The 23,877-nt window shown below is 65.0% G+C and carries 27 protein-coding genes; 18 read left to right on the top strand and 9 right to left on the bottom strand.

Going from position 1 to position 23,877, the window contains the following annotated elements:
- Window positions 1–63 precede the first annotated feature (63 nt).
- The 4 genes from AC27GT_RS10390 to AC27GT_RS10375 all read left to right on the top strand — a co-directional run bounded on the left by AC27GT_RS10390 (window position 64) and on the right by AC27GT_RS10375 (window position 4,171).
- Window positions 64–960 carry a phosphohexomutase domain-containing protein gene (locus AC27GT_RS10390; protein WP_487224117.1) on the top strand — a complete coding sequence of 299 codons (897 nt, stop codon included), beginning with the start codon at window positions 64–66 and terminating at the stop codon, window positions 958–960.
- On the top strand, window positions 957–1,910 hold the full coding sequence (locus AC27GT_RS10385; RefSeq protein WP_487224116.1) for an MBL fold metallo-hydrolase: 954 nt from the start codon (window positions 957–959) through the stop codon (window positions 1,908–1,910). Before AC27GT_RS10390 ends, AC27GT_RS10385 begins: the two co-directional genes overlap by 4 nt.
- Window positions 1,911–1,967: 57 nt before the next feature.
- Window positions 1,968–3,614, top strand: coding sequence for a long-chain-fatty-acid--CoA ligase (locus AC27GT_RS10380; protein ID WP_487224115.1), 1,647 nt, complete (start codon window positions 1,968–1,970; stop codon window positions 3,612–3,614).
- 119 nt (window positions 3,615–3,733) lie between these two features.
- Window positions 3,734–4,171 carry a DUF2267 domain-containing protein gene (locus AC27GT_RS10375; protein ID WP_487224114.1) on the top strand — a complete coding sequence of 146 codons (438 nt, stop codon included), beginning with the start codon at window positions 3,734–3,736 and terminating at the stop codon, window positions 4,169–4,171.
- Window positions 4,172–4,185: 14 nt separating this feature from the next.
- Here AC27GT_RS10375 and AC27GT_RS10370 read toward each other — a convergent pair whose 3' ends face one another.
- The 4 genes from AC27GT_RS10370 to AC27GT_RS10355 all read right to left on the bottom strand — a co-directional run bounded on the left by AC27GT_RS10370 (window position 4,186) and on the right by AC27GT_RS10355 (window position 7,349).
- Window positions 4,186–5,061 (bottom strand): HD domain-containing protein, encoded by an 876-nt coding sequence (locus AC27GT_RS10370; RefSeq protein WP_015716467.1) that lies wholly within the window; start codon window positions 5,059–5,061, stop codon window positions 4,186–4,188.
- Window positions 5,062–5,177: 116 nt separating this feature from the next.
- Complete coding sequence (locus tag AC27GT_RS10365) at window positions 5,178–5,999, bottom strand: enoyl-CoA hydratase/isomerase family protein (RefSeq protein ID WP_015716466.1); 822 nt, start codon at window positions 5,997–5,999, stop codon at window positions 5,178–5,180.
- Window position 6,000: 1 nt separating this feature from the next.
- On the bottom strand, window positions 6,001–6,708 hold the full coding sequence (locus tag AC27GT_RS10360) for a phosphorylase family protein (protein ID WP_219760085.1): 708 nt from the start codon (window positions 6,706–6,708) through the stop codon (window positions 6,001–6,003).
- A gap of 11 nt (window positions 6,709–6,719) precedes the next feature.
- Entirely contained in the window at window positions 6,720–7,349 is a 630-nt protein-coding gene (locus AC27GT_RS10355; protein WP_487224113.1) for an ABC transporter ATP-binding protein, read from the bottom strand.
- 48 nt (window positions 7,350–7,397) lie between these two features.
- Between AC27GT_RS10355 and AC27GT_RS10350 the strand changes: the two genes are divergently transcribed.
- Together AC27GT_RS10350 and AC27GT_RS10345 are read left to right on the top strand one after the other, a co-directional pair.
- On the top strand, window positions 7,398–8,048 hold the full coding sequence (locus AC27GT_RS10350) for a Crp/Fnr family transcriptional regulator (protein WP_219760087.1): 651 nt from the start codon (window positions 7,398–7,400) through the stop codon (window positions 8,046–8,048).
- Window positions 8,049–8,072: 24 nt separating this feature from the next.
- The gene (locus AC27GT_RS10345; protein WP_015716462.1) at window positions 8,073–8,831 is read left to right on the top strand and encodes a 2-phosphosulfolactate phosphatase; all 759 of its coding nucleotides are present in this window, start codon (window positions 8,073–8,075) and stop codon (window positions 8,829–8,831) included.
- Window positions 8,832–8,849: 18 nt separating this feature from the next.
- Here AC27GT_RS10345 and AC27GT_RS10340 read toward each other — a convergent pair whose 3' ends face one another.
- From AC27GT_RS10340 to AC27GT_RS10330, 3 genes are read right to left on the bottom strand one after another with little or no spacing between them, the layout of a single operon-like run.
- Window positions 8,850–10,163 (bottom strand): dipeptidase, encoded by a 1,314-nt coding sequence (locus AC27GT_RS10340; protein WP_219760088.1) that lies wholly within the window; start codon window positions 10,161–10,163, stop codon window positions 8,850–8,852.
- Window positions 10,160–10,858, bottom strand: a complete 699-nt coding sequence (gene hspR / locus AC27GT_RS10335) for a heat shock protein transcriptional repressor HspR, fused homodimer type (RefSeq protein ID WP_239726194.1) — start codon at window positions 10,856–10,858, stop codon at window positions 10,160–10,162. The genes AC27GT_RS10340 and hspR overlap by 4 nt, the downstream gene beginning before the upstream one ends.
- Window positions 10,859–10,899: 41 nt before the next feature.
- Window positions 10,900–11,658, bottom strand: a complete 759-nt coding sequence (locus tag AC27GT_RS10330) for an IclR family transcriptional regulator (RefSeq protein ID WP_219760381.1) — start codon at window positions 11,656–11,658, stop codon at window positions 10,900–10,902.
- Window positions 11,659–11,756: 98 nt separating this feature from the next.
- On the opposite strand from AC27GT_RS10330, the gene aceB reads away from it, so the two are divergent.
- From aceB to AC27GT_RS10275, 11 genes are all read left to right on the top strand, one after another.
- Window positions 11,757–13,319 carry a malate synthase A gene (gene aceB, locus AC27GT_RS10325; protein ID WP_219760382.1) on the top strand — a complete coding sequence of 521 codons (1,563 nt, stop codon included), beginning with the start codon at window positions 11,757–11,759 and terminating at the stop codon, window positions 13,317–13,319.
- A gap of 76 nt (window positions 13,320–13,395) precedes the next feature.
- Window positions 13,396–14,799, top strand: coding sequence for an FAD-linked oxidase C-terminal domain-containing protein (locus tag AC27GT_RS10320; protein WP_219760383.1), 1,404 nt, complete (start codon window positions 13,396–13,398; stop codon window positions 14,797–14,799).
- Entirely contained in the window at window positions 14,792–15,841 is a 1,050-nt protein-coding gene (locus AC27GT_RS10315; RefSeq protein ID WP_219760384.1) for an FAD-binding protein, read from the top strand. Before AC27GT_RS10320 ends, AC27GT_RS10315 begins: the two co-directional genes overlap by 8 nt.
- 4 nt (window positions 15,842–15,845) lie before the next feature.
- A complete protein-coding gene (glcF, locus tag AC27GT_RS10310) occupies window positions 15,846–17,132 on the top strand; it encodes a glycolate oxidase subunit GlcF (protein ID WP_219760385.1) in 1,287 nt (428 codons plus the stop codon).
- A 7-nt stretch (window positions 17,133–17,139) separates the two neighbouring features.
- A complete protein-coding gene (locus tag AC27GT_RS10305) occupies window positions 17,140–17,400 on the top strand; it encodes a type II toxin-antitoxin system VapB family antitoxin (protein WP_219760386.1) in 261 nt (86 codons plus the stop codon).
- On the top strand, window positions 17,401–17,787 hold the full coding sequence (locus AC27GT_RS10300) for a type II toxin-antitoxin system VapC family toxin (protein ID WP_219760387.1): 387 nt from the start codon (window positions 17,401–17,403) through the stop codon (window positions 17,785–17,787).
- Window positions 17,784–19,004, top strand: a complete 1,221-nt coding sequence (locus tag AC27GT_RS10295) for a glycerate kinase type-2 family protein (protein WP_219760388.1) — start codon at window positions 17,784–17,786, stop codon at window positions 19,002–19,004. The genes AC27GT_RS10300 and AC27GT_RS10295 overlap by 4 nt, the downstream gene beginning before the upstream one ends.
- A gap of 4 nt (window positions 19,005–19,008) precedes the next feature.
- Window positions 19,009–19,326 carry a nucleotidyltransferase domain-containing protein gene (locus AC27GT_RS10290; protein ID WP_015716451.1) on the top strand — a complete coding sequence of 106 codons (318 nt, stop codon included), beginning with the start codon at window positions 19,009–19,011 and terminating at the stop codon, window positions 19,324–19,326.
- A complete protein-coding gene (locus tag AC27GT_RS10285; RefSeq protein ID WP_219760389.1) occupies window positions 19,316–19,708 on the top strand; it encodes a HEPN domain-containing protein in 393 nt (130 codons plus the stop codon). The genes AC27GT_RS10290 and AC27GT_RS10285 overlap by 11 nt, the downstream gene beginning before the upstream one ends.
- Window positions 19,709–19,866: 158 nt before the next feature.
- Window positions 19,867–20,988 carry a radical SAM family heme chaperone HemW gene (gene hemW, locus AC27GT_RS10280; RefSeq protein ID WP_219760390.1) on the top strand — a complete coding sequence of 374 codons (1,122 nt, stop codon included), beginning with the start codon at window positions 19,867–19,869 and terminating at the stop codon, window positions 20,986–20,988.
- A gap of 6 nt (window positions 20,989–20,994) precedes the next feature.
- Window positions 20,995–21,417 carry a PaaI family thioesterase gene (locus AC27GT_RS10275; RefSeq protein WP_246584457.1) on the top strand — a complete coding sequence of 141 codons (423 nt, stop codon included), beginning with the start codon at window positions 20,995–20,997 and terminating at the stop codon, window positions 21,415–21,417.
- On the opposite strand, the gene AC27GT_RS10270 is transcribed toward AC27GT_RS10275, so the two are convergent.
- Window positions 21,414–21,803 carry an NADH-quinone oxidoreductase subunit 15 gene (locus AC27GT_RS10270; protein ID WP_019551701.1) on the bottom strand — a complete coding sequence of 130 codons (390 nt, stop codon included), beginning with the start codon at window positions 21,801–21,803 and terminating at the stop codon, window positions 21,414–21,416. The two genes, AC27GT_RS10275 and AC27GT_RS10270, sit on opposite strands and share 4 nt — an antisense overlap.
- 36 nt (window positions 21,804–21,839) lie before the next feature.
- Window positions 21,840–22,913, bottom strand: a complete 1,074-nt coding sequence (locus AC27GT_RS10265) for a radical SAM protein (protein WP_219760391.1) — start codon at window positions 22,911–22,913, stop codon at window positions 21,840–21,842.
- Here AC27GT_RS10265 and AC27GT_RS10260 point away from each other — a divergent pair.
- Complete coding sequence (locus AC27GT_RS10260) at window positions 22,830–23,867, top strand: phosphotransferase (RefSeq protein WP_370534246.1); 1,038 nt, start codon at window positions 22,830–22,832, stop codon at window positions 23,865–23,867. The genes AC27GT_RS10265 and AC27GT_RS10260 overlap by 84 nt on opposite strands.
- Window positions 23,868–23,877: the final 10 nt, after the last annotated feature.

Genomic DNA, 23,877 nt, shown 5'->3' with positions numbered 1-23,877 from the left:
GAGGAACCACGCTGACCCTCTAGCTCCACGGGGGAGAGTGTACCACGGGGTAGACTTTAAGGCATGGAGCTCTACTCCACCCAAGACGGCTTCCTAGGAGAGATCGCCAAGGGGTTCACCTTCGCCCACCAGGCCCGGGTGGCAGCGGGGTTTGGAGCCAGGCTCGAGGCGGAAGGGATCCGCCGGGTGGTGGTGGCCCACGACACCCGCTTCCTGGCCAAGGAAATGGCGGAGGAAGCGGCGGGGATCCTGGGGGGAATGGGCCTGGAAACCTTCCTCCTGAAAGGCCCTTCCCCTTTGCCCCTTTTCGGCTTTGCCCTAAAGGAACTGGAAGCAGCCGGGTTTTACCTCACCGCCAGCCGCAAGCCCGCCCGCTTCCAGGGGGTGAAGCTCCGCCTGGGCCCCGGGAAACCCCTTTCCCCGGAAGGGATGGCCCTTCCCCAGGAGGCCCCGCAGAAGCGGGGAAGCTTCCAGGTCCTGGACCGGAAGAAGGCCTACCTGGAGCACCTGGCCCAAAACGCCGGCCAGGGAGCCCAGGGAAAAAAGGGGGTGGTTTACCTGGACACCCTGGGAGGAGCAGGGGGAGGGGTGCTGCCCGGGGTCTTCAAGCTCCTGGGCCTCGAGGCGGAACTTAGGGAACTCCACCCCCTTCCCCACCCCCTCTTCTACGGGGTGGACCCCGACCCCAAGCCGGAAAACCTCCCCACCCTCCTCGTCCTCATGAAGGCGGTGGAACCCCCGGCGGTGGGCTTTGCCCTGGATGGGGATGCGGACCGCCTTACCGTGGTCCTGCCCGGCGGGGAGCTGGTTTCCCAGGAGGAAGCCCTGGAAAAACTTAGACAAGCCCTGGGAGGAAGGGAGGTCCGGGCGGATGGCGAGGGAGGCTACCTCTTCTCCTGGCACCTCCCGGAAAAGGATCCTTTCCTGGCCGCCCTTCTCCTCCTGCAGGTCCTCCTATGAAGGAGCTTCTTCCCGGTCTTTACCTCCTTCCCGTGCCCATCCCCTACCCCCTGAAGACGGTAAACCTCTACCTTTTTAGGGGCAACGGGGAGGTGGCCCTCCTGGACACCGCCCTGGGCACCAAGACGGCCCGGGGAACCCTGGAGCTCAGCCTGGCGGAGCTCGGCCTTTGCTTTACCGACATCAAGACCATCCTCCTCACCCACCACCACCCGGACCACTACGGCCTGGCGGGCTTTTTTGAAGGGCTTGGGGCCCGGGTATGGCTGCACGAGGAGGAGGTAGGGCGGGGCCACCTCTTCTGGCTTCAACCCGAAGCCTTTGAGGAGGCCAGCTGGCGGCTTTTCCTGGACCACGGCACCCCGGAGGAAGCCCTTATGGGCATCCGGGAAACCATGGCCAAAACCCGGGAGCGGGTCCACCCTCCCCAAAACCCCACGCCCCTGAAGGACGGGGAGGTGCTGGAGGTGGCCGGCAAGAAGCTCCGGGTCATCTGGACTCCAGGCCACGCCGATGGGCACGCGGCCTTCTTCCTGGAGGAGGAAGGAATCCTCCTGGTAGGGGACGCCCTCTTGGAACGGGTATCCCCCAACGTGGGCCTTTGGGCCTACACCCGGGAGAACCCCCTAAAGGACTTTCTGGCGTCCTTAGAGCGCCTTATGGAGCTTCCAGCCAAGGTGGCGTATGCGGGGCATTTTGGCCCCATCCTCGAGGTGAAGAAGCGGGCCCAAGAGCTCATCGCCCACCACCAGGAGCGCCTGGAGGCCCTGCTCGGCTTTCTTCAAGCCCCCATGACCGCCTGGGAGCTTTCCCTAAGGCTTTTCCCCCAGGAGCTGGACGCTCCCGGCAGGCGCTTCGCCTTTGCGGAAACCCTGGCCCACCTGGAGTACCTGCGCCTCGAGGGGCACGTAAAGCGGGAAGGCCCCCCCTACCGGTACTTCCGGGCTTAGAGCCCTTGCCCTAAGCCGCAGGTGGGGGTAAACTTTGACCCGGTTCAAGGAGGTGCCATGCATCCCTGGTACACCCACTACGATCCCGGGGTCCCCAAGGAGGCCCCCAGGCCCTGGCTGCTCACCGACCTTCTAAGGGAAAACGCCCGCCGCTATGCCCACAAGGTGGCCCTGGAGTTCCTGGGGCGAAGTCTTAGCTACCAAAGCCTGTGGCAGCAGGTGGAGGCCTTCGCCAAAGGCCTTCAGGAGGCTGGCCTGAAACCCGGGGACCGGGTGGCCATCATGCTCCCTAACTCCCCCCAGTTCGTCATCGCCTTCTACGGCACCCTTCTGGCGGGGGGCGTGGCGGTGAACACCAACCCCATGTACACCCCACGGGAACTCGGGCACCAGCTCAGGGACTCGGGGGCCAGGGTCCTGGTCATCCTGGACCTTCTTCTTCCCCGCTACCAGGAGGTGAAGGCAGAGACCCCGGTGGAGGTCCTGGTGCGCACAGGCATTCAGGACTACCTGCCCTTCCCCAAGAATCTCCTCTACCCCTTGATGCTCAAGCGGAAAGGCCAAGCCCCGAGGAGCCTCGAGGGCACCCCCTGGCGTGCCTTCCTCAAGCCGGGTAATCCCCAGCCCGTCCCTTTAGACCTGGACGACCTCGCCCTTTTGCAGTACACGGGAGGGACCACGGGTGTGGCCAAGGGGGCCATGCTCACCCACCGGAATCTCTCCAGCAACGCCCTCCAGGTCCGCTCCTGGATCCCCGATTTCCAGGAGGGGGAGGAGGTGGTGCTGGGGGCCATTCCCTTCTTTCACGTCTACGGCATGACCGTGGCCATGAACCTGGCCCTCTTGGGAGCGGCCAAGCTGGTCCTTCTCCCCCGGCCGGAGATCAAGCCCATTGTGGAGGCCATTGAAAAGCACCGGGTGACCCTTTTCCCCGGGGTGCCCACCCTCTACGTGGCTTTCAACAACTTCCCGGGAATCGAGAAACGGAACCTAAGGAGCATACGGGCTTGCATCTCGGGCTCCGCTCCCTTACCCCTGGAGGTGGCCGACCGCTTTGAACGGCTCACGGGGGCCAAGCTGGTGGAGGGCTACGGCCTCACCGAGGCAAGCCCCGTGACCCACTGCAACCCCCTCCATGGCGTCCGCAAGCTGGGGAGCGTGGGCCTACCCTTCCCCGGGGTGGAGGCCAAGGTGGTGGACGAGGAGGGCAAGGAAGTCCCCATGGGAGAGGTGGGCGAACTCGTCGTCAAAGGCCCCAACATCATGAAGGGCTACTGGAACCGCCCCGAGGAAACCCAAAAGGCCCTCCAGGACGGCTGGCTCTTCACCGGGGACATGGCCCGTATGGACCAGGACGGCTACTTCTACATCGTGGACCGCAAAAAGGACATGATCATCGCCGGCGGCTACAACATCTACCCCCGCGAGGTGGAAGAGGTCCTCTACCAGCACGAAGCCGTCCAGGAAGCCGCCGTGGTGGGCGTACCCGACCCCTACCGCGGGGAAACCGTGGCCGCCTTCCTCGTCCTCAAGGAAGGGTATAAGGGCAAGGTCACGGAAAAGGACATCGAAGCCTTCTGCCGGCAAAACCTCGCCGCCTACAAGGTTCCCCGCATCATCCAGTTCCGGGACAGCCTGCCCAAAACCAGCGTGGGGAAGATCCTCAAGCGCGAGCTGACCAAGGAGATAGCGGCCAAGCGCTAGCCCCAGGGAAGCAGGCCAAGGAAAGCCCTTTGCGTCCAACCCGGACCGGGGGCATCCTGTCCCTTCACAACGTCATGCTCAAGATATATGATGGTGGATGAAGGAAAGGAGGGGTAGGTATGAGCGCCACGGGCCTCGAGGTCTTTGACACCACCATCTACAAGACCCACAGCTGGTTGAAGGAGATCATGGAAACCCTGGGCATAGAGGACCGCCACCGGGCGTACATGGCCCTGCGGGCCGTGCTCCATGCCTTAAGGGATCGCCTCACCGTGGAGGAAACCGCCCAGCTGGCCGCCGAGCTTCCCATGCTGATCCGGGGCCTCTTCTACGAGGGCTGGGACCCCACGGGCAAGCCCCTTAAGGAGCGGCACAAGGAAGCCTTCCTGGCCCACGTGGCCCGGGAGCTCAAAACGCCTTCGGGACCCGCCCTGGACCCCGAGGCCGCCACCCGGGCGGTGTTCAAGGTGCTTTCCCAAAAGGTTTCCCAAGGGGAGATCCGGGATGTGCTGAACCTGCTTCCCAAGGAGATCCGCGCGCTCTGGCCCCAGGGCTGACCAGGTTGGGAGCCTCAGTCCAGCACGAAGCGGTCCTCGCTCTCGTGAAGGCGCACCCGGTGGACGATGCGCTGGTCCTGGCCCCCGTTCCCCTCGGTCATGGCCACCACGCTCACGTAGGGCCTTAAGGGGCTACGGAGCACCTTCTTGGTGAGGGTTTCCTCCACCTGGAAGATGCCAGCGGAGTTGTTCATGGTCACCTGGATCTCCACGGGCACCTTCTCCCCTTTGAGGATGCGCACCTCGTCCACCGCCAGGGCGCTGATCGAGTGGATGTCGATGCTCCCCAGGGCGAAGGCCTTCCGCCCCCGGCCCTTGGTGATGTCGGTGCCGTCGGCCACGGCGGTGACCCCTGCCTCAATGGTTAAGGGCTCCGGGGAGAGGTCATGGCTATAGATGCCGTGAAGGATGAGGGCCCTAAGGGCGGTGCGTTGCTCGGGGTCAGGGTAGATCTTCTCCAGGATCCGGTTCAGGATGGGCAGGGACAGGGTGACGCCAAAGGCCTCGTGATGGTCCCGGTGCACCTGGTTGCCCAAGTCGTGGAGCATGGTGGCAAGGAGGACCACCACGTAGGCATCCTCCAGCTCCCCGGCCCCTGACTCCACCGTGTCCAGGCGCACCCCTGCCTCGGCCAAGAGGGCCAGGATGGCCACGCTGGCCGCCCCGGTGAGGAGGGCGTGGACCCGGCCGTGGTCGTTGTAGCCCAGCTTGCGCATGGTGATGTAGTTGGCCATATTCCACCCAGCCCTGGCCTCGGGGTCTTGGATGAGGAGCTCGTAGGCCTTAAGGGCCTTGGGAAAGGCCTTTAGACGCTCGCGAATGGACTGGTCGGCCTCGGCGTACAGCTTGGCCTTGGGGCTGGCAACGTGGACGATGCGCTCTCCCGTCATGGGCAACTCCACATTACACCACACTCCGGACGGCCATACCTCCCCAACACCCTCATGCGCCCAAAAGAAGCCAGAGGGTGAAGCCACAGCCCTTCCCCAAGGGAAAGGGCTTACCCTTACTCTCCCTTGAAGTTAGGTGCCCGCTTTTCCAGGAAGGCCCGCACCCCCTCCTTCATGTCCTCCGTGGCGGAGGCATAGCCGAAAAGGTCGGCCTCGATCTCCAGGGCCTCCGCCAGGTCCAGCCCCTCGCCCCGCACCACGCTTTCCTTGGCCAGGGCCAGGGCGATGGGCGCATTTTTCATGATCTTCTGGGCCAGCTTCTTGGCCTCCTCCAGGGCATCCTCCCCCACCCGGTTCACCAGGCCCAGGCTTAAGGCCTCCTCGGCGGACACATGCCGCCCGGTGAAGATGAGGTCCAAGGCCCGGCCCCGCCCGATGAGGCGGGGAAGCCTCTGGGTGCCGCCAAAGCCCGGGATCAAGCCCAGCCCCACCTCGGGCAGGCCCAGCTTGGCCTCCCTGGAGGCCACCCTCAGGTCGCAGGCCAGGGCCAGCTCCAGCCCTCCTCCCAGGGCATACCCGTTGATGGCGGCGATGGTGGGGAGGGGCAAGGCGGCGATCTCGGCGAAGACCTGCTGCCCCAAAAGGGCATACTCCCGGGCCATGAAGGGATCCTTCAGGGCGACGATCTCCTTGAGATCCGCCCCGGCGGCGAAGGCCTTGCCCTCCCCGGTGAAGATGGCCACCCGGACCTCGGGATCCTGATGGATGACCTCGGCCACCTCGGCCAGCTCCCTGAGGAGGTCCTGGGAAAGGGCGTTTAAGGCCTCAGGACGCCTTAAGGTAACCAGGGCGATGCCCTCCTCCACCTCGTAGGAGAGGTGCTCAAACTCGGGGATCTCCAGGATGAACTCGTGCTCGTGTTCGTGCTCGTGGGCCATGCTACACCTCCAAAAGGGCCTCGAGGGCCACCTCCACCATCCGCCTTACGCCTTCTTGCAAAACCTCAGGCGGAGCCAGCTCCGGGTCGCCGATGCGGTTGGAAACCGTGAGGATGGCCCCCGCCCGAACCTTCCGCATCTTACCCAGGAGGAAGAGGGCGCTGGCCTCCATCTCAAAGGCCAGCAGGCCAAACTGGGCCCAGGCCTTCGCTCCCCCGGGGGTGGTGGCGTAGAAGGCATCCTCGGTGGCCACCAGGCCCACATGGTGCGGGTAGCCTCTTTGCTCCGCCTGCTTCCAGAGGGCACGGAAGAGCTCGGCGTCGGGCACGGGAGCATAGGGACGGCCTTCCAGGTACTGCCGGGTGGCCCCGTCCAGGGGCACCGCCCCCTGGACGATCACCAGGTCCCCGGGGGAAAGGCCCTCGTCCACCGCCCCACAGGTGCCCACCCGGAGAAGCACCCTGGCCCCCAGGCTCACCAGCTCCTCCGCCACGATGCTGGCCGAAGGAGCCCCCATGCCCGTGGTCTGTACGGAAACCGGCACCCCCCGGTACCGGCCGGTGAAGCCCAGAAGGCCTCGGTAGGAGGTGTAGAGCCTGGGTTCCTCGAGGAAGGTGGTGGCGATCCACTCCGCCCGGCCCGGATCCCCGGGCAGGAGCACCCTCTCCGCCACCTCTCCCTTCCTGCCCCGCACGTGGATGGGACTCATACCGCCCCATTTTAAAGCCGCAAGGTGGGAAGCCCTTCCACCAAGGCCTCGTCGTGGGTGGAGAAAAGAAGGGCCGCCCCCACCTCCTTGGCCAACTCCCGCATGAGCCTGAGCACCTCCCTGGCCTGGGTGCGGTCCAGGCTGGCCGTGGGCTCATCGGCCAAAAGAAGCCTGGGGCGAAGGTACAGGGCCCGGGCCACCGCCACCCGCTGCCGCTCCCCACCCGAAAGCCTCTGGGGCAGGAAGTCCGCCCTTTCCCTGAGGCCCAGCCGGGCAAGGAGCCCAAGGGCAAAGGCCCGGTCCACCCGACCCGCCAGGTAGCCGGGGGCCAGGACGTTTTCCAAGGCGGTGAGCTCGGGGAAAAGAAAGTGGTGCTGGAAGACAAGACCCATAAAGCGAAGCCGCCTCCTGGCCAAAACCCCCTCGGGAAGGCCCCGGATGGGGGTTCCCTCCCAGTACACCTCGCCCTCCTGCAAGGAGAGAAGGCCCGCCAGGAGGTGGAGGAGGGTGGTCTTGCCGCTTCCCGAGGGCCCCAGGATGGCCAGGGCCTCCCCGGGGCAGAGCCTTAAGGAAACCCCCCGGAAAAGATAGCCGTTCCCGTAGGAGAATCGCAGGTTTATGGCCTCCAAGACCGGGTTCACCCTCTCATCCTCTAGGCAAAAGATGAAGCCTCGGTTAGAGTAAGGCCGATGCCGGCATCCCCTCTTTTCCAGGATATGGGCCCGGAGGAAACCCGTCTGGCCCGCTCCTACTTCCAGCCCCTGACCTACCCCAAGGGCAAAGCCATCTTCCACCAGGGGGATCTGGGCCAGGCCCTTTACCTGGTGGAGGAGGGCCGGGTGCGCCTCTACCGCACCCACCTGGGGGGCCAGGAGAAGATCCTGGGGTTCCTGGGGCCCGGGGAGGTCTTCGGGGAGATGAGCCTTTTGGACGGGGGGGAACGGAGCGCCAGCGCCCTGGCGGAGGAGGAAACCCTTCTTCTCGCCCTCTATCGGGAAGCCTACCTCGGGCTCATCCGCCGCCTGCCCCTCTTCGCCCACAACCTGGCCCGCATCCTGGCCCACCGCCTGCGGGAACTCAACCTGGAGCTGGACCTTCTGGCCTTTGAGGAGGCGAGAAGCCGGGTAGCCTACGCCCTCTTAAAGCTCCTTCGTCAGGGGCATGGGCCCCACTTCCAGCTCCGCCACCAGGACCTGGCCGCCCTGGCCGGGGTGAGCCGGGAAACCACCACCCGGGTCCTCCACGAGCTCAAAGACCAAGGCGTCCTGCGCCTTTCTTCAGGGGTGGTGGAGGTGGTGGACCCCAGGCTTTTGGAGGAGGTGGCCTTTGGCCTGGTTTGAAGAAACCGAGTCGGAGGGCCTTCCATGCGCTTGAAGGTGGATGTTCTCCCCGCGGAGGAGCTGGTTTACCCCGATGTGGTGTTGGTGGTGGACGTGATCCGCTCCACTACCACGGCCGTCGCCTTCCTGGAGGCGGGGGCAGAGGCCCTGTACTGGGTCCCAGACCTCGAGGCCGCCCGGGCCTTCAAGGATGCCGACGTCCTCCTGGCGGGGGAGGTGGGGGGGTTAAAGCCCCCGGGGTTTGACCTGGGGAACTCTCCCCGGGAGGCCCTCGAGGCCCCCGTGGGCGGCAAGACCGTGGTGATGAGCACCACCAACGGCACCAAGGCTGCCCACGTGGCCGCCAGGACCGCCAAGCACGTGCTCCTGGCCTCCCTCTTCAACGCCCACGCCGCAGCCCGCCTGGCCCGGGAGCTGGCCACGGAGGAGGTGGCCATTCTGGCCGCCGGCAAGGAGGGGCGGGTGGGCCTGGACGACCTCTACACCGCCGGGGTCCTGGCGGAGTACCTGGGCCTCCTGGGGGAGGTGGAGCCCGAGGATGGGGCCAGGATCGCTTTGGCGGTGAAGCGGAACTACCAAGACCCCCTGGAAGCCCTCTCCCTCTCCGCCGCCGCCACGGCCCTGAAGGGTGTGGGCCTCGAGGCCGATGTGCCCTTCTGTGCCCAGGTGGCCAAAAGCGCCGTGGTCCCCATCCTCACGGGCCGGGTGGGGGAGGCCCTGATCTTCAAAACAGCTCCCCCAGGGCTCACCAAGCGGGCCATCCCCGGAACAGGGGCAGGCTAAGGCCAGCCCCCTCCCCGCCTAGCCCCCTTGGGCCAAAAGCTCGTAGAAGCGCCTCAGGGTAGCGATGCCCTTCTCCAGGTTAATCAGGTCAAACTTCTCGTTGGGGGCGTGGAGGTTGTCGTCGGGAAGCCCCAGGCCTAGGAGGACCACGGGCGCATGAAGGGCATCCTGGAGCTCCGCCACCACCGGGATGGTCCCTCCCTCCCGGGTGTACACGGGGGGCCTGCCCCAGACCTCCTCCAGGGCCTTGGCCATGAGGCGCATGGGGGGGCTGAAGGGATCGGTGAGGACCGGCCTGCCCCCGTGGAGGCGGAGGATCTCCATGGTGTAGCCGGGTGGGCAGATCTCCCGCAGGTAGGCCTCCACCTGGCTGGCCACCTCCTCGGGGTCCTGGTCCGGCACCAGGCGCAAGGAAACCTTGAAGCCCGCCTCGGCGGGGATCACCGTCTTGGAGCCCTCCCCCTGGTACCCTCCCCAGATGCCGTTCGGGTCCAGGGTGGGCCGGGTCCAAAGCCTCTCCAGGGGGCTATAGCCCTCCTCCCCGGGCAGCACCTCCACCCCGAGCTCCCGTCTCAAGGCCTCCTCGTCCAAGGGGGGCCAGAGCCTTTTCTCCTCCTCCGAAACCGGCCGCACCCGGTCGTAAAGGCCGGGAACCAAGATCCTCCCGGTTTTCTCGTCCTTTAGCTTGGAAAGAATCCACCCCATGGCCTGGATGGGATTCGGAGCCACGCCGCCGAAACTTCCGGAGTGGAGGTCCCGCCGGGCCCCCTTCAGGCGCACCTCCAAATAGGCGAGGCCCCTCAGGCCATAGGTGAGGGTAGGGGTAAGGGGAGCGAACATGGCGCCATCGGAGATGAGGACCACGTCGGCTTGGAGCTTCTCCCGGTGCTCCCGCACGAAGGGCAGAAGGCTCGGGCTTCCGATCTCCTCCTCCCCCTCCACCAGGAACTTCACGTTCACCCGGCCGGGCAGGTCCTCGAGGGCCGCCACATGGGCCCAAAGCTGCCCCTTGTCGTCGGAGGCTCCCCGGGCGTAGACCCTTCCCTCCCGCACCGTGGGCACGAAGGGGGGGTTTTCCCAAAGCTCCAAGGGATCCGGGGGCTGGACGTCGTAGTGCCCGTAGACCAGGACCGTGGGGGCCTTGGGATCCAGGAGGCGCTCCGCGTAGAGGATGGGGTGTAGCGGGGTCTCGTGAAGCTCCGTGCGGAAACCCCGCTCCCTGAGCCTCTCTGCAAGCCAGAGGGCCGCCTTACGAACGTCTTCCTTGTGGGCCGGGTCGGTGGATACGGAGGGGATGGACAGGAACTCCAAAAGGGGCTCGAGCGCACTCACGCCCCCATGCTACTCCCTTCGGGAAGGGTCTTGCCCTCTTCCAAGAGAAGGAGCTTCAACCGGGCCACCTCGGCCTCAAAACGGGCCTGCAGGGCCTCCAGCTCCGAACGAAGCCGCATGATCTCCTCCACCCCCGCCAGGTTCACCCCAAGCTCCTGCGTCAGGCGGCGGATCTCCCGGAGCTTCTCAATGTCCCGCTCCGAGTAAAGCCGGGTCTTCCCACCCGACCGCTTCGGCTTGATCAAACCCTTCCGCTCGTAAAGCCTCAGGGTCTGCGGGTGCATCTCCAACAGCTCCGCCGCCACCGAGATCACGTACACGGGACGGTCCTTGGGGGAGGGCTTGGCCGTGGCCCCGGGAGGGGGAAGGGCCGGGCGTTCCAGCTCCTCAAAGCGGGCCCCGATCTCCTCCTTCAGCCGGGCCACCTCGGCCTCAAAACGGGCCTGCAGGGCCTCCAGCTCCGAACGAAGCCGCATGATCTCCTCCACCCCCGCCAGGTTCACCCCAAGCTCCTGCGTCAGGCGGCGGATCTCCCGGAGCTTCTCAATGTCCCGCTCCGAGTAAAGCCGGGTCTTCCCACCCGACCGCTTCGGCTTGATCAAACCCTTCCGCTCGTAAAGCCTCAGGGTCTGCGGGTGCATCTCCAACAGCTCCGCCGCCACCGAGATCACGTACACGGGACGGTCCTTGTCCATGGCCTTTAGCTCCCTCCGCTAAACCCTCCTAACCAATGCTATTATAAAGCGGGCACAAAACCTAGGCGCAAGGAAGCTTTCCTGGCCGCCTCCACCACCCGGGGAGCCAGGCGGTGGGCCTCCTCCAGGGAAAGGCGGCTGGCGGGAGCGGAGAGGGACAGGGCGGCCACCACCTCTCCCCCGGGGCCGAAGACGGGAGCGGCCACACAGCGCACCCCCAGCTCCCTCTCCTCGTTGTCCAGGGCGTAGCCCTTCCGGCGCACGGTTTCCAGCTCCCGCTTCAGGTCCTCGAGACGGGTCAGGGTAAAGGGAGTATAGGGCACCAGGGGAAGCCCCTCGGGAATGCCCCGGAAGGCAAGAAGCACCTTCCCCACCCCCGTGGCGTGCAGGGGAGCCCGGCTTCCGGGGGCGGTGAAGAGCCGGACCAATCTGGCCCCCTCCGCTTGGTCCAGATAAAGGGCCTCCCTTCCCGCCAGCACCGCCAGGTTCACGCTCTCCCCCGTTTCCGCCGCCAGGGCCTCCATCTCCGGATGCGCCGCAAGAAGCAGGTTCTGCCTGGGATAAACCTGGCCCACGGCAAAGGCCTTGGGCCCCACCCGGTAAACCCCCCTTTCCTCCTCCACGAAGCCGTGGCGGACCAAGGTCTGGAGAAGGCGGTAAAGGGTGCTCTTGGTAAGCCCCGTCCGCTCTGCCAGGGGGGAAAGCCCGGCCTCCTTAAGCTCCGCCAGGGCCTCGAGGACGCTCAGGCCCCGCTCCAAGGTCTTCACCTCCTCGGCTCCTTTCCTCCTGGGTCGTGGCATAGGCCTCAGGCTAGCACCCGCTGGGTTATTTTTCAAGTAACAAAAAATCATTTTGCTTCTTGACAAATCCCCACCCCTTCCCTTAGGCTCAAACCACCATGAAGGGCGTGGAAATCCTCAAAGACCATCCCCTCTTAGGAGAGGTGCTCACGGAAGAGGCCCTGAGGTTCGTGGTGGCCCTGCACCGGGAGTTCAACCCCGTGCGCAAGGCGCTTTTGGAGCGCAGGAAAACCCTCTGGGAAAGGTACAAGGCCGGGGAAAAGCCGGACTTTCCCGAGGAAACCGCCTTCGTGCGGGGCGGGTCCTGGCAGGTGGCGGAGGCCCCACCCGACCTTTTGGACCGCCGGGTGGAGATCACCGGCCCTGTGGACCGCAAGATGATCATCAACGCCCTGAACTCCGGGGCCAAGGTCTTCATGGCGGATTTTGAAGACGCCCTCTCCCCCACCTGGGACAACGTGATCCAGGGGCAGAAGAACCTCTATGACGCCGTCCGCCGCCAGATTGACTTTGTAAGCCCCGAGGGGAAGGAGTACAAGCTGAAGGAAAAGGTGGCCACCCTGGTGGTCCGGCCCCGGGGCTGGCACCTGGTGGAAAAGCACGTGCGGGTGGATGGGGAGCCCATTTCCGCAAGCCTCTTTGACTTTGGCCTTTACTTCTTCCACAACGCCCACGAGCTCCTAAGGCGGGGAAGCGGCCCCTACTTCTACCTGCCCAAGATGGAAAGCCACCTGGAGGCCCGGCTTTGGAACCAGGTCTTCCACTTCGCCCAGGACTACCTGGGCATCCCCCGGGGCACCATCCGAGCCACGGTGCTCATCGAAACCATCCTGGCGGCCTTCGAAATGGAGGAGATCCTCTACGAGCTTAAGGAGCACGCCGCCGGGCTCAACGCCGGCCGCTGGGACTACATCTTCAGCTGCATCAAGAAGTTCGCCACCACCGCCCCCATCTTCCCCGACCGGGCCCAGGTCACCATGACCGTGCCCTTCATGAAGGCCTACACCGAGCTTCTGGTGAAGTCCTGCCATATCCACGGGGCCCACGCCATCGGGGGCATGGCCGCCTTCATCCCCAGCCGCAAGGACCCCGAGGTGAACGAAAGGGCCTTCCAGCAGGTGCGGGCCGACAAAGAGCGGGAAGCCTCCCAGGGATTTGACGGCACCTGGGTGGCCCACCCCGATCTGGTGCCCGTGGCCCAGGAGGTCTTCGACCGGTACCTGGGGGATAAGCCCCACCAGAAGCACGTGAAGCGGGAGGACGTCCAGGTGAGGGCGGAGGACCTGCTGAACTTTGAGGTCCCGGGGGGCAAGGTAACGGAGGCGGGCCTTCGCAACAACATCTCCGTGGCCCTCCAGTACCTGAACCAGTGGCTTCTCGGCAACGGGGCCGCCGCCATCTTCAACCTCATGGAGGATGCCGCCACCGCCGAGATCAGCAGGGCGCAGCTTTGGCAATGGGTGCACCGGCAGGCCACCTTGGAGGACGGCCGCCCGGTCACCCCTGAGCTTTACCAAAGGATCAAGGAAGAGGAGCTCGCCAAGCTGGGAGGACGGGAGGTTGGCCGCTACAAGGAGGCCGAGGAGATCCTGGACAAGCTGGTCCTCTCGGAGGAGTTCATCGAGTTCCTGACCCTGGTGGCCTACGATTACCTGGACTGAGACCAAAAGGATCCGGGCTAGGAAGGGGTGGGGCAGGCCACCCACCCCTTCCGGTAAAGTGGGATAGGAGGTGGCAATGGGGTTCCTGGAAGAGCTTAGGGCCCTCTTTCCCCCGGGGAGGCTGCTGACCAGGGAGGCGGAGCTTGCCCCTTACGAGTCCGACGCCCTCACCGCCTACCGCAAGCGTCCCCTGGCCGTGGTGCTTCCCGAGCGGAAGGAGGAGGTGGTGGAAGCGGTGCGCCTTTGCTACCGCCACGGGGTGCCCTTTGTGGCCCGGGGAAGTGGCACCAGCCTCTCGGGAGGCTCCTTGCCCGTGGAGGGGGGCCTGGTCATCGCCCTCAACCGCATGAACCGCATTCTGCGCCTGGACCCCAAGGCCCGGATCGCGGTGGTGGAACCCGGGGTGGTGAACCTGGAGGTTTCCCGGCAGGCAGCCCCTTTTGGCCTCTATTACGCCCCCGATCCCTCCAGCCAGCCCATCTCCACCATTGGCGGGAACGTGGCCTTCAACTCCGGCGGGGCCCACTGCCTGAAGTACGGGATGACGGCGGGCCACGTGCTGGCCCTCGAGGTGGTCACCCCTCAAGGGGAGGTGGTGCGCCTGGGCGGGGAAGGCCTTGAGAGCGTAGGCCCCGACCTCCACGGCTTTTTCGTGGGCACCGAGGGGCTTTTGGGAGTAGCCCTGGAGATCACCCTAAGGCTTCTTCCCAAGCCCGAGGCCTACCATACCCTGCTGGCCGCCTACGGGAGCCTCGAGGCCGCCGGCAACGCCGTGAGCCAGGTGATCCGAAGCGGGCTCCTCCCCGGAGCCATGGAGATCATGGACCGCCTGGCCATAGAGGCCGCCGAGGCAGCGGTGAAGGCCGGCTACCCCCGGGTGGAGGCCCTCCTCATCGTGGAGCTGGAAGGCCCCAAGGAGGAGGTGGAGGAGGAGGCCAAACTCCTGGCCCAGGTGATTAAAGAAAGCGGGGCCTTGGAGGTGCGCATCGCCCAAAGCGAGGCGGAACGCCAGGCCATCTGGAAGGGGCGCAAGGCTGCCTTCAGCGCCGTGGGAAGGCTTTCCCCCGATTACATCGTCCAGGATGGGGTAGTGCCCCGAAGCCGCCTAGGGGAGGCCCTGAAGGAGATCGGAAGGCTTTCCCAGGAATACGGCCTTAGGGTGGCCAACGTCTTCCACGCCGGGGACGGAAACCTTCACCCCCTGGTCCTCTACGACGGCAAAAAACCCGGGGAGCTGGAGCGGGCCGAGGAGCTGGCGGGAGAAATCCTCAAGCTTTGCGTGCGCCTGGGGGGGTCCTTGACCGGGGAACACGGCATCGGGGTGGAGAAGAAGGAGTACATGCCAAAGATGTTTGCCCCGGAAGACCTCCTGGCCATGGAGCGGGTAAAGGAGGCCCTGGACCCCAAAGGCCTCGCCAACCGGGGCAAGGTGCTACCCGGCCACGGGCAAGGCCCGCATCTAGGAGAGGTGTATGCCTGAGGTCCGTGCCAACTCTCTGGAAGAAGTACAGGAAGCCGTGCGCACCTATCCCCGCCTGCGCCCCAAGGGGGGCGGGAGCAAGCCGGCCCTCTCCACCCCCAAGGACGGGGAGACCCTCCTGGATCTTTCGGGCCTCAGGGGCATCCTGGAGTATGCCCCTGAGGAGTTCGTCTTCACCGCCTATGCCGGCACACCCCTTAAGGAGATAGAGGAAACCCTACGGACCCACGGCCAGTACCTGCCCTTCCACCCACCCCTGGTGGAGCAGGGGGCCACCCTTGGGGGCACGGTGGCAGCAGGGCTTTCCGGCCCCATGCGGGAACGGTTTGGGGGCCTCAGGGACTTCATCCTGGGAGTGCGCTTCGTGGACGGGGAAGGAAGGGTGGTGCGGGGCGGAGGCAAGGTGGTGAAAAACGCCGCTGGCTTCCCTTTCCACCGCCTCATGGTGGGTTCCCTGGGCGCCTTCGGGGTCATGGTGGAGCTTTCCTTTAAGGTCTTTCCCTATCCCCGGGCCACCCGAAGCCTGAGGGTGGGCTTTGCCAAGACGGAAGAAGCCCTGGCGGCCCTCGAGGGCCTCAGGACCCTGCCCTTGGATCTCCTCGCCTTAGACCTGGTGCCTCCAGCCACCTTGGAAATCCGGCTGGGGGGCTTTCCCGAGAGCCTGGAAAAACGAATCCAGCGGCTCCAAGACCTTCTGCAAAGGGAAGGGGAGGTGCTCCGGGAGGACGAGGCCCATTGGGAAGGGGTAAGGAACCTGGCCTTCCTGAAGGAAAGCCCCATCTGGGTAAAGGTGCCTTCCCGTCCGGACCTCATCCCCATACTGGAAGGCCTTCCCTTAGGACCCAGGCGCTACCTGGCTGGGGGAGAGCTTCTCTATGCGGGCCTAGACCCCGAAGGACTCCAGGCCCTTAGGGAAAGGGCCATCCCCCACCTGGTGTTGAGAGGCAAGGCGGATCAACCCCTTTACCCTCCTCCACCGGAAGCCTTTTTCGCCCCCATCAAAAGGGCCCTGGACCCCAGGAGCCGTTTTCCCTTAGGGTGAGAGCATGCAGCACCGCATACCCGTGGAAACCCTGGGCAAGGAAGGGGAGGTGATGGCCCACGCCATCGAGGCCTGCGTCCATTGCGGCTTCTGCCTTCCCACCTGCCCCACCTACCTGGTCCTGCAGGAGGAGATGGACTCCCCCCGGGGTCGGATCTTCCTGATGAAGGAGGTCCTCGAGGGGAACCTCTCCCTGGAGGAAGCCCTTCCCTATCTGGATCGTTGCCTGGCCTGCCAAGCCTGCGTTACCGCCTGCCCAAGCGGCGTCCCCTACGGCGAGCTCATCGCCACCTTCCGCCTCCACACCGAGAGCAAGCGCCACCGCTACCCCCTGGAACAGGTCTATCGCCAGTCCCTCCTCCGCATCCTCCCCTACCCTGAGCGCTTTCGGCCCCTGGCCGAGCTGGGAAGCCGGCTAAAACCCCTCCTGAAGCCCCTTCCCCTGCCCAAGGCCCTTAAGGCTCCCATCGCCCTGCTCCCGGACCGCCTACCGGACAGGGAATCCTACCAGGAGGTCTACCCCGCCAAGAGCCAAAGGCGGGCCAGGGTGGGCATCCTCCTGGGTTGCGCCCAGCAGGTCCTGAGGCCCTCCATCAACCGGGCCACCATCCGGGTCCTCCAGGAAAACGGGGTGGAGGTGATAGCCGCCAAGGAACAGGTCTGCTGCGGGGCCCTAAACCTCCACGCCGGGGACAAGGAGGGAGCCAGGGCCTTGGCCCGCACCAACCTGAGGGTTTTCCGGGAGGTGGACTACGTGGTTACCAACGCCGCCGGTTGCGGCTCGGGGATGAGGGAATACCCTCTTCTCTTCCTGGGGGAACCCGAGGAGGAGGCGGCCAGGGCCTTGGCCGCCAAGGTGAAGGACCTCACCGTCATCCTGGACGAGCTGGGCTTCATCCCCCCTCCCCCGCCCCCAAGGCCCCTCAGGGTGGCCTACCACGACGCCTGCCACCTGGCCCACGCCCAGGGGGTGCGGGAAGCCCCAAGGAGGATCCTCAAGGCCTCTGGGGTGGAGGTGCTGGAGCCCAAGGAGTGGGAGATCTGCTGCGGCAGCGCCGGCACCTATAACCTCTTCCAGCCCGAGATCGCCGAGGTTTTGGGCAGGAGAAAGGCGGAAAACCTTCAGGCCACCCAGCCCGAACTGGTGGTCACGGGCAACATCGGCTGCCTCACCCAGATCCAGGCCTATTTGGACAAGGGCATCCCCATCCTGCACACGGCGGAGCTTCTGGAAATGCTCTATATAGGCCGGCATCCCGGGGAGACGGACGGCGGAGGGGATGCCCTATAATCAGAGCATGGCCTTCACCATACGCGATAAGGATGTGGAACGCCTGGTGGAGGAGGTGGCCCGCCTCACCGGGGAGAGCAAGGCGGAAGCGGTGCGGAAAGCCTTGGAGATGCGCCTTGCTGAGCTAAAACCCAGGCAAGACCTTCAAAACCTTTTGCGCACCCTCGAGGACAGAATCTGGTCCAAGATACCGCCGGAATACCTTGATAAGCCCCTTTCCCAAGAGGAAACGGAAAGGCTTCTGGGGTATGGGCCCAAGGGGTTCTAGATGGTCCTGGACACCTCGGCGGTCTTGGCGATCCTCCTTCGCGAGCCCGGTTATGAGACCTTGTTGCAGCGGATCGTCCGCGGAGGGCCTCCAAAGATAGGGGCGCCTACCCTTGCGGAAGCTGGGATAGTGGTGGTAGCAAGGTTGGGGTTCAGCTATCTCCATCTGCTTTACGAACTCCTGGAGGCGCTTGGAGCCGAGGTGATCCCCTTTACCGAGAAGCACGCTCGGGAAGCCATCCGTGCCTATAAAGAGTTCGGCCGCGCCCAACACCCTGCGGGACTAAACTTCGGGGATTGCTTAAGCTATGCCACAGCCCGTGTGGAGGGAATGCCTCTGCTCTATAAAGGGGATGACTTTGCCCAGACGGATTTAGGCCAAAAGTGAAATCGCTCCTTTTAGCCACCTTCCGCCAGGCCCTCGAGGAAGCCCACCCCTACCGCCTCACCCTTAGGGCCCTTCCCAAGGCCAGGCCCCACCTGATCCTAGCGGTGGGCAAGGGAGCCTCCTGGATGCTAAAGGCAGCCTTGGATCGCTACGGGGAGGTACCCTACCACCTCACCCTGCCCAAGGGGCAGGATGCCCTGGGGCTACGAGCGGTCTTCGCCGGCCATCCCTTGCCCGATGGGGAAAGCCTAAGGGCGGCCCAGGAGGTCCTGGAACTCCTCAAGGGGCTTTCCCCCAAGGCGCGGGTTTTAGCCCTGGTTTCGGGCGGGGGAAGCGCCCTTTGGTGCCTGCCCCTGGGGATCTCCCTGGAGGCGAAGCGGGCCCTCACGGAGGCCCTCCTGAAAAGCGGGGCCAGCATTAGGGAAATCAACGCCGTGCGCAAGCATCTCTCCCAGGTGAAGGGGGGAAGGCTTCTAAAGGCCACCCAAGCCCGGCTTCATGTGCTTCTCCTCTCCGACGTGCCAGGGGATGACCCCGGGGTTATTGCCTCGGGACCCTTCCATCCCGATTCCAGCACCTACCTCGAGGCCCTGGCCGTCCTGGACCGGTATGGCCTGGCCTTTCCCGAAGCCAGGCAGGTGTTGGAAAAAGGACTAAGAGGCCGGTTCCCCGAAACCCTGAAGCCCCAAGACCCCGCCCTAAAACAGCTTTCCTACCGGATCGTCGGGCGCAACCTGGACCTCCTAAAGGCCGCCCAAGGGTTCTTAAGGCGGCAAGGCTACCGGGCGGTGATCCTCTCGGACCGCTTCGGCGGCGAGGCCCGGGCCCTGGCCCGCTTCCATGCGGAGCTGGTGGAAACCCTCCGCGCCCATGGCTTTCCCTTCAAAAAGCCCCTTTTCCTCCTCTCCGGGGGCGAAGCCCAGGTACAGGTGAGGGGAAAGGGTAGGGGGGGCCGGAACCTGGAGTTCCTCCTCGCCCTCTACGCCCACCTCCAAGCCCCCCTTTACGCCCTGGCCGCGGACTCCGACGGGCTGGATGGACCCTCAGAAGCGGCGGGAGCCCTCCTCACCCCGGAGGTCTGGAACCTGGGGCTGGACCCAAGGCCCTTCTTGGAAGCCAACGACAGCTACGGCTTCTTTGAACAGGCGGGAACCCTCCTAAAAACCGGGCCTACCGGCACCAACCTCAACGACTTCCGCCTCCTCTTTGTAGACTGAAAAGGTGGAGTACCCAGAGCTGGCCCCGGTCCTCGAGGCCATCCTTAAAACCGTCCCGGCGCAGAAGATCATCCTCTTCGGCAGCCGGGCCCGGGGAGAGGCCCACCCGGAAAGCGACTACGACCTCCTCATCGTGGTGCCTCCAGAGTATAAAACCATGCGGGTGTGGAAAGACCTGTACCTGGCCGCCAGCAAGGCCCAAAAAGGCTTCAGCCTGGACCTGGTCTTGGCCACTGAGGAGGATCTGGCCAGGTACCGGGATGCCTGGATGACCATCTACCCGGAGGCGCTAAAGGAGGGCCGGGTGCTCTATGCTGCGTGAGACCTCGGACCCCTGGACCTGGCTTACCCGGGCCAAGAGCAACCTGGCCAGGGCCCGTCTGGGGCGGACCAGCCCGGAGGTGACCTGGGAGGACCCTTGCTTTGACGCCCAGCAAGCTGCGGAAAAGGCCCTCAAAGCCCTCCTCATCGCCCTTGGCATCCCCTTTCCCAAAACCCACGACCTGGCACGGCTTTTGGAGCTGATCCGTCCCCATCTCCCCGTGCCCGTGGAGCTAGAAGCCCTGGCTCGGCTTAACCCCTTCGCCGTGGCGGGCCGCTATCCAGGGGACCTCCCTGAGGCCACGGAAGAGGATTGGAAAGAGGCTCTTCTTCTAGCCGAGCAGACCGTGGCCTGGGCAGAAAGGGTCTTGGCTGGCGATTGACGCCCCGCGCCTCGGCGCAAAGAGATGGGCCTTTGAAGTCCATCCGCTAACCCACAAGCTTTCCTACCTATAGACTAAAGGGGTGGAGTACCCGGAGCTGGCCCCGGTCCTCGAGGCCACCCTCCAGACCGTCCCGGCATAGAAGATTTCCCTCCACCATGGCTAGCCTCTACCTCCACGTCCCCTTCTGCCCCACCCTCTGCCCCTACTGCGACTTCCACGTGGTGCGCCGGGGCCCAGGGTGGGTGGAAGCCTACCTGAAACGCCTTAAGGAGGAAGCCCAAAGGCTTTACGAGATCCACCCTGAGCCCCTAAAGACCCTCTACCTGGGCGGGGGTACCCCGAGCTTTCTCCGGGACCGGGAACTCATCGCCCTCTTCCAGGCCCTTCCCTGGAAGCTGGAAGCGGATGCGGAGGTGACCCTCGAGGCCAACCCCGGCACCTTGAACCGGCAACGGATGGCCCTTCTCAAGGACCTCGGGGTAAACCGCCTCTCCTTAGGGGTCCAGAGCTTCCAGGAGGCGGTGCTGCAGTTCCTGGGCCGGGCCCATGGACGAAGGGGCGCCTTGAAAGCCGTGGAGATGGCCTTGGAGGGGGGCTTCCGGGTTTCCCTGGATCTCATCCTGGGCCTGCCCATGCAGGAGGTGGAGAAGGATCTAAAGGAGGCCGCCTCCCTAGGGGTGGGGCATGTATCCGCCTACACCCTGCAGGTGGAAAAGGGTACCCCCTTCGCCCTGTCGGGCCTGAAGGAGGATCCGGAAGGGGAAGCCTGGGCCATGGGGAAGGCGGAGGCGATCCTGGAGGGTGCCGGCTTTGTGCGCTACGAGATATCCAACTTTGCAAGGCCCGGCGAGGAGGCCCGCCACAACCTGGCCTACTGGCGGAATGGCTTTTGGCTGGCCCTGGGTCCCAGCGCCGCAGGCCAGTACCCGGGCACGGGGCCGGTTTACGCCTTCCGCCGCACCAACCCTCCCCTTCCCCGCTGGCTCCTGGGGGAACCCCCCCAGGAGGAAGCCATCTCCCCTCTAGAACACGCCAAGGAAAGCCTGATGCTGGGCCTGCGCCTGAAGGAGGGGGTGGATGTGGAGGCCGTGGAGAGGAGAACGGGCCTAAGCCTCTGGCCCAGCCTACAGCCTGCTGCTATATCCCTGGCGGAAGCAGGCTTTTTGGAAGTGGAAGGCCCCCGCCTCAAGCCCACCCGCCGGGCTTTCCCCCTCCTCCATCCGGTGGTCCTGAAGTTGTGGGAGGCCCTCGAGGCCTCCTCCAGCCGCCGGATGTAATAAACTTTGACCCAGTTAAAGGAGGAGATCGTGGACCTGAACCAGCTGGGCAAAGAGGTGCTGAAGGCCCAACCCTTCAGCCAGTACCTGGGGATGGAGCTCCTTTCCGCAGGGGAGGAGGGAGTGGAACTGGCCCTAAAAGTCCGTCCGGAGTTCTACCAGCACCTGGGGGTGGTCCACGGAGGGGTCATCGCCGCGCTTATGGACAACGCCCTCACCTTCGCCGGAGGCCTGGTCTTAGGACCCGAGGTGCTCACCGTGGAGTTCAAGCTGAACTTTCTCCGCCCCGCCAAGGGGGAAAGGCTTTTGGCCCGCAGTAAGGTGGTGCAGGCGGGTAAACGCCTGGCGGTGGTCCAGGGCGAGATCTACAGCGAGGAACCCGAGCCCAGGCTGGTGGCCCTAGGCCAGGGCACCATCGCCAAGGTTTAGGCGAAGGCCAAGGCCTCCCGTGCCCGGTCGGCCAGGGCGAAGAAGCGCTCCTTGGTAAGGGGGATTTTTCCCGTCACCAAGCCTTTTCCTGGCTCGTAGTGGGCGTGCAGGTGGATGTGGGCCCGGGGAAGGCGGATGCCGATGCGCTTCAACTTGGCGTGCCGGGGAGAGACGTCCGCAAGAAGGAAGGGCTCCCCCAAGGCATCGGAAAGGGAAGCGGTCATGATGGTGGTGGGAAGGTCGTAGGGGCGCTCCATGCGGTAGATGAAATCGGGGAAGTCCGCCTCCTTCTCGAACCGGACCCCCTTCTCCCTGGCGTATTCCCGCATCCAGGAAAGGAGCTCCACCCAGGCCTCATAGAGTTCCCGTTCGTGCGAGGCGCTCATGGCCCGAGTATACCAAGAGGCTAGGGCGCGCTGGCCCTAATACAGGAATTCCCGGATGTCGTACCGGGCTACCCGCAGGCCCAAGCGGCGGAGTTCCCTGGCCCAAGCAGCAAGCTCCGCCTCCACATCGGGAAGAGGCTTTAGACCCAGGAGAGCGTAGGGGGTACCCGGCTCCTCCTGGAAAGGGGATAGGTAAACCACATCCTCTTTCCCCAAGGGGAGCTCGGCCAAAAGGGCCAAGCTCTCCCGGCGGTGGGCCTCAGCGTAGGCTAGGCCCCCAGCCCCCACCATGAGGATTACCCCCAAGGAAAGCCCCGCTTCCTTCAAAGCGTTCACCAGGGGTAAGGCCTCCCGGGGATGCCCGGGCTTGTTAAGGAGGGCAAGCAACGGAGCATGCCCGGTCTCGAGGCCAATGTAAACCCGTCTAAGCCCCAAGGCCCTAAGCCTTTCCCACCAAGCAGCCTCCTTCTTCAACCCGGTAAAGAGGTCCAAAAAGCCCAGGATGGGCTCCCCGGGAAAGGCCCGCCGGACCTCTTCCAGAAGGGGAAGAAGGGGCTCGCCCAGGGCCAAGGCGTTGCCATCTCCCAGGAAAACCCCCCGCCTTAAAAGCCTTCCCCTTCCCAAAAGCTCCAAAACCCGTTCCACATGCTCCCGGAAGGCGTCGGGACTGCGCTTCTGAAAGGGGCGGTCCTGGTAGAAGGAGCAGAAGGCGCACCGGTTCCAGGTGCATCCCGTGGTGGCCTGGAGGACCACGGAAAGGTAGGCATCCGGAGGGAGAATGCTCACGGGCCAGGCGTAGGCCCGGCGATAAGGGGTGGGGTCGGAAAGGGCCTCCGGGGTCCAGCGAAGCACCTCCTCCCGGCGTCCGGGATCCTTGAGATGGGCCTCCGCTATGCCCAGGATCTCGCGGTAGACCTCCAGGGCCTCCGCCTTCTCTAGGCGTCGCCTCCTCCTCTCCCCCTCCCGGTAGCGCAGGTGCAGGCTTCCGTCCAGGGCCCGCTTGTAGGTGAGCCCCTGGCGGAAGTAGTGGTAAGGCCGGCCCTCCCGGTCAAAGGAGAGGACCCTGTCCCCCAGGGAGAGGACCGTGGCCTCCGGGCGCAAAAGCTCCACGCCCTTAGGTTACGCGTTGCCGGGGATGGGGTTGAGGAAGACCTATGCAAAGCCATACTCACGGGGCATTTCATCCCCCTCGAGGCCCTTAGAATAAGCCCCGTGGTGCTCTCGGCCCTGAAGGGCCTCCTCTCCCCCGATACCCTCTCTCGCCTTACCCCCCTGGGCGGCTTTGAAGCCCGGGTGTACACGGATGGGGAAAGGGTCTACAAGGTATACCGGCCTGGCGAGGCCCACCTGGCGGCCCTCGAGGCCGAGAGGATGGCCCGCGCCGGCTTGGGAAGCTTCGTCCTGGGGGTGGCCCAGGTGGAGGGACAAGGGGTCCTGGTCATCCGCCGTTTTCCCGGAAAACCCTTCAGCCCCGAAGCCTTCACCCCCAAGGCCCTCGCCGCCCTCTCCCACCTCTTCCTCTCCCTCCACCGCCTCCCCGAGCCGGGGTATGTGGGGGGGGAAGAGCTTTTGGAGAGGCTAGAGCGCTTCGCTGAAAGCCTGGGCTCCGTGCCCGAGGCCTTAAGCCTCATCAAGGCCCTTATGCGGGAGGTCACCTGGGTGGCGGGGGTGGAGAAGCGCTTCTGCCATCGGGACGCCTGGGCGGGGAACCTCCTGCTTAAGACCCAGGAAAACCCCTCCCACGACGACCCCGAGGTGCTCCTGGTGGACTGGGTCCGCTCCGGAGGCGACGATCCCGCCCGGGACCTGGCCCTCCTCAAGACGGGAAGCCTGGACCTTCTGGGTGAAGAAGGGGCCCGGGAGGCCCTTTTCCGCCTGGTGCAGTTCTACCCCAAAGAGGTGCGGGAGCGCCTGGCCTTTTACGTGCCCCTCACCTACCTCCACGACCTCCACTGGTTCCGCACGAAAAAGCCCGAGGGATTCCTCGAGGCCTTGGCGGACAAGCTCCCCCGGGCCCTGAGCTTCTTTCAAGACTGCTTTCCCCTAAGAAACCGGGCGTGTTAGGCTTTGGGGG

It is taken from the genome of Thermus sp. KWY1, assembly GCF_057547025.1.
Note: the sequence above shows the minus strand (reverse complement) of the source record. Positions and strands in the feature narration are given on the sequence as shown.

Excerpts from the sequence above, each read along its gene's own strand:
- AC27GT_RS10390 (WP_487224117.1), top strand. The coding sequence starts at position 64 with ATGGAGCTCTACTCCACCCAAGACGGCTTCCTAGGAGAGATCGCCAAG.
- AC27GT_RS10385 (WP_487224116.1), top strand. The coding sequence starts at position 957 with ATGAAGGAGCTTCTTCCCGGTCTTTACCTCCTTCCCGTGCCCATCCCC.
- AC27GT_RS10380 (WP_487224115.1), top strand. The coding sequence starts at position 1,968 with ATGCATCCCTGGTACACCCACTACGATCCCGGGGTCCCCAAGGAGGCC.
- AC27GT_RS10375 (WP_487224114.1), top strand. The coding sequence starts at position 3,734 with ATGAGCGCCACGGGCCTCGAGGTCTTTGACACCACCATCTACAAGACC.
- AC27GT_RS10370 (WP_015716467.1), bottom strand. The coding sequence starts at position 5,061 with ATGACGGGAGAGCGCATCGTCCACGTTGCCAGCCCCAAGGCCAAGCTG.
- AC27GT_RS10365 (WP_015716466.1), bottom strand. The coding sequence starts at position 5,999 with ATGGCCCACGAGCACGAACACGAGCACGAGTTCATCCTGGAGATCCCC.
- AC27GT_RS10360 (WP_219760085.1), bottom strand. The coding sequence starts at position 6,708 with ATGAGTCCCATCCACGTGCGGGGCAGGAAGGGAGAGGTGGCGGAGAGG.
- AC27GT_RS10350 (WP_219760087.1), top strand. The coding sequence starts at position 7,398 with ATGCCGGCATCCCCTCTTTTCCAGGATATGGGCCCGGAGGAAACCCGT.
- AC27GT_RS10345 (WP_015716462.1), top strand. The coding sequence starts at position 8,073 with ATGCGCTTGAAGGTGGATGTTCTCCCCGCGGAGGAGCTGGTTTACCCC.
- hspR (WP_239726194.1), bottom strand. The coding sequence starts at position 10,858 with ATGGACAAGGACCGTCCCGTGTACGTGATCTCGGTGGCGGCGGAGCTG.
- AC27GT_RS10330 (WP_219760381.1), bottom strand. The coding sequence starts at position 11,658 with ATGCCACGACCCAGGAGGAAAGGAGCCGAGGAGGTGAAGACCTTGGAG.
- aceB (WP_219760382.1), top strand. The coding sequence starts at position 11,757 with ATGAAGGGCGTGGAAATCCTCAAAGACCATCCCCTCTTAGGAGAGGTG.
- AC27GT_RS10320 (WP_219760383.1), top strand. The coding sequence starts at position 13,396 with ATGGGGTTCCTGGAAGAGCTTAGGGCCCTCTTTCCCCCGGGGAGGCTG.
- AC27GT_RS10315 (WP_219760384.1), top strand. The coding sequence starts at position 14,792 with ATGCCTGAGGTCCGTGCCAACTCTCTGGAAGAAGTACAGGAAGCCGTG.
- glcF (WP_219760385.1), top strand. The coding sequence starts at position 15,846 with ATGCAGCACCGCATACCCGTGGAAACCCTGGGCAAGGAAGGGGAGGTG.
- AC27GT_RS10305 (WP_219760386.1), top strand. The coding sequence starts at position 17,140 with ATGGCCTTCACCATACGCGATAAGGATGTGGAACGCCTGGTGGAGGAG.
- AC27GT_RS10300 (WP_219760387.1), top strand. The coding sequence starts at position 17,401 with ATGGTCCTGGACACCTCGGCGGTCTTGGCGATCCTCCTTCGCGAGCCC.
- AC27GT_RS10285 (WP_219760389.1), top strand. The coding sequence starts at position 19,316 with ATGCTGCGTGAGACCTCGGACCCCTGGACCTGGCTTACCCGGGCCAAG.
- hemW (WP_219760390.1), top strand. The coding sequence starts at position 19,867 with ATGGCTAGCCTCTACCTCCACGTCCCCTTCTGCCCCACCCTCTGCCCC.
- AC27GT_RS10270 (WP_019551701.1), bottom strand. The coding sequence starts at position 21,803 with ATGAGCGCCTCGCACGAACGGGAACTCTATGAGGCCTGGGTGGAGCTC.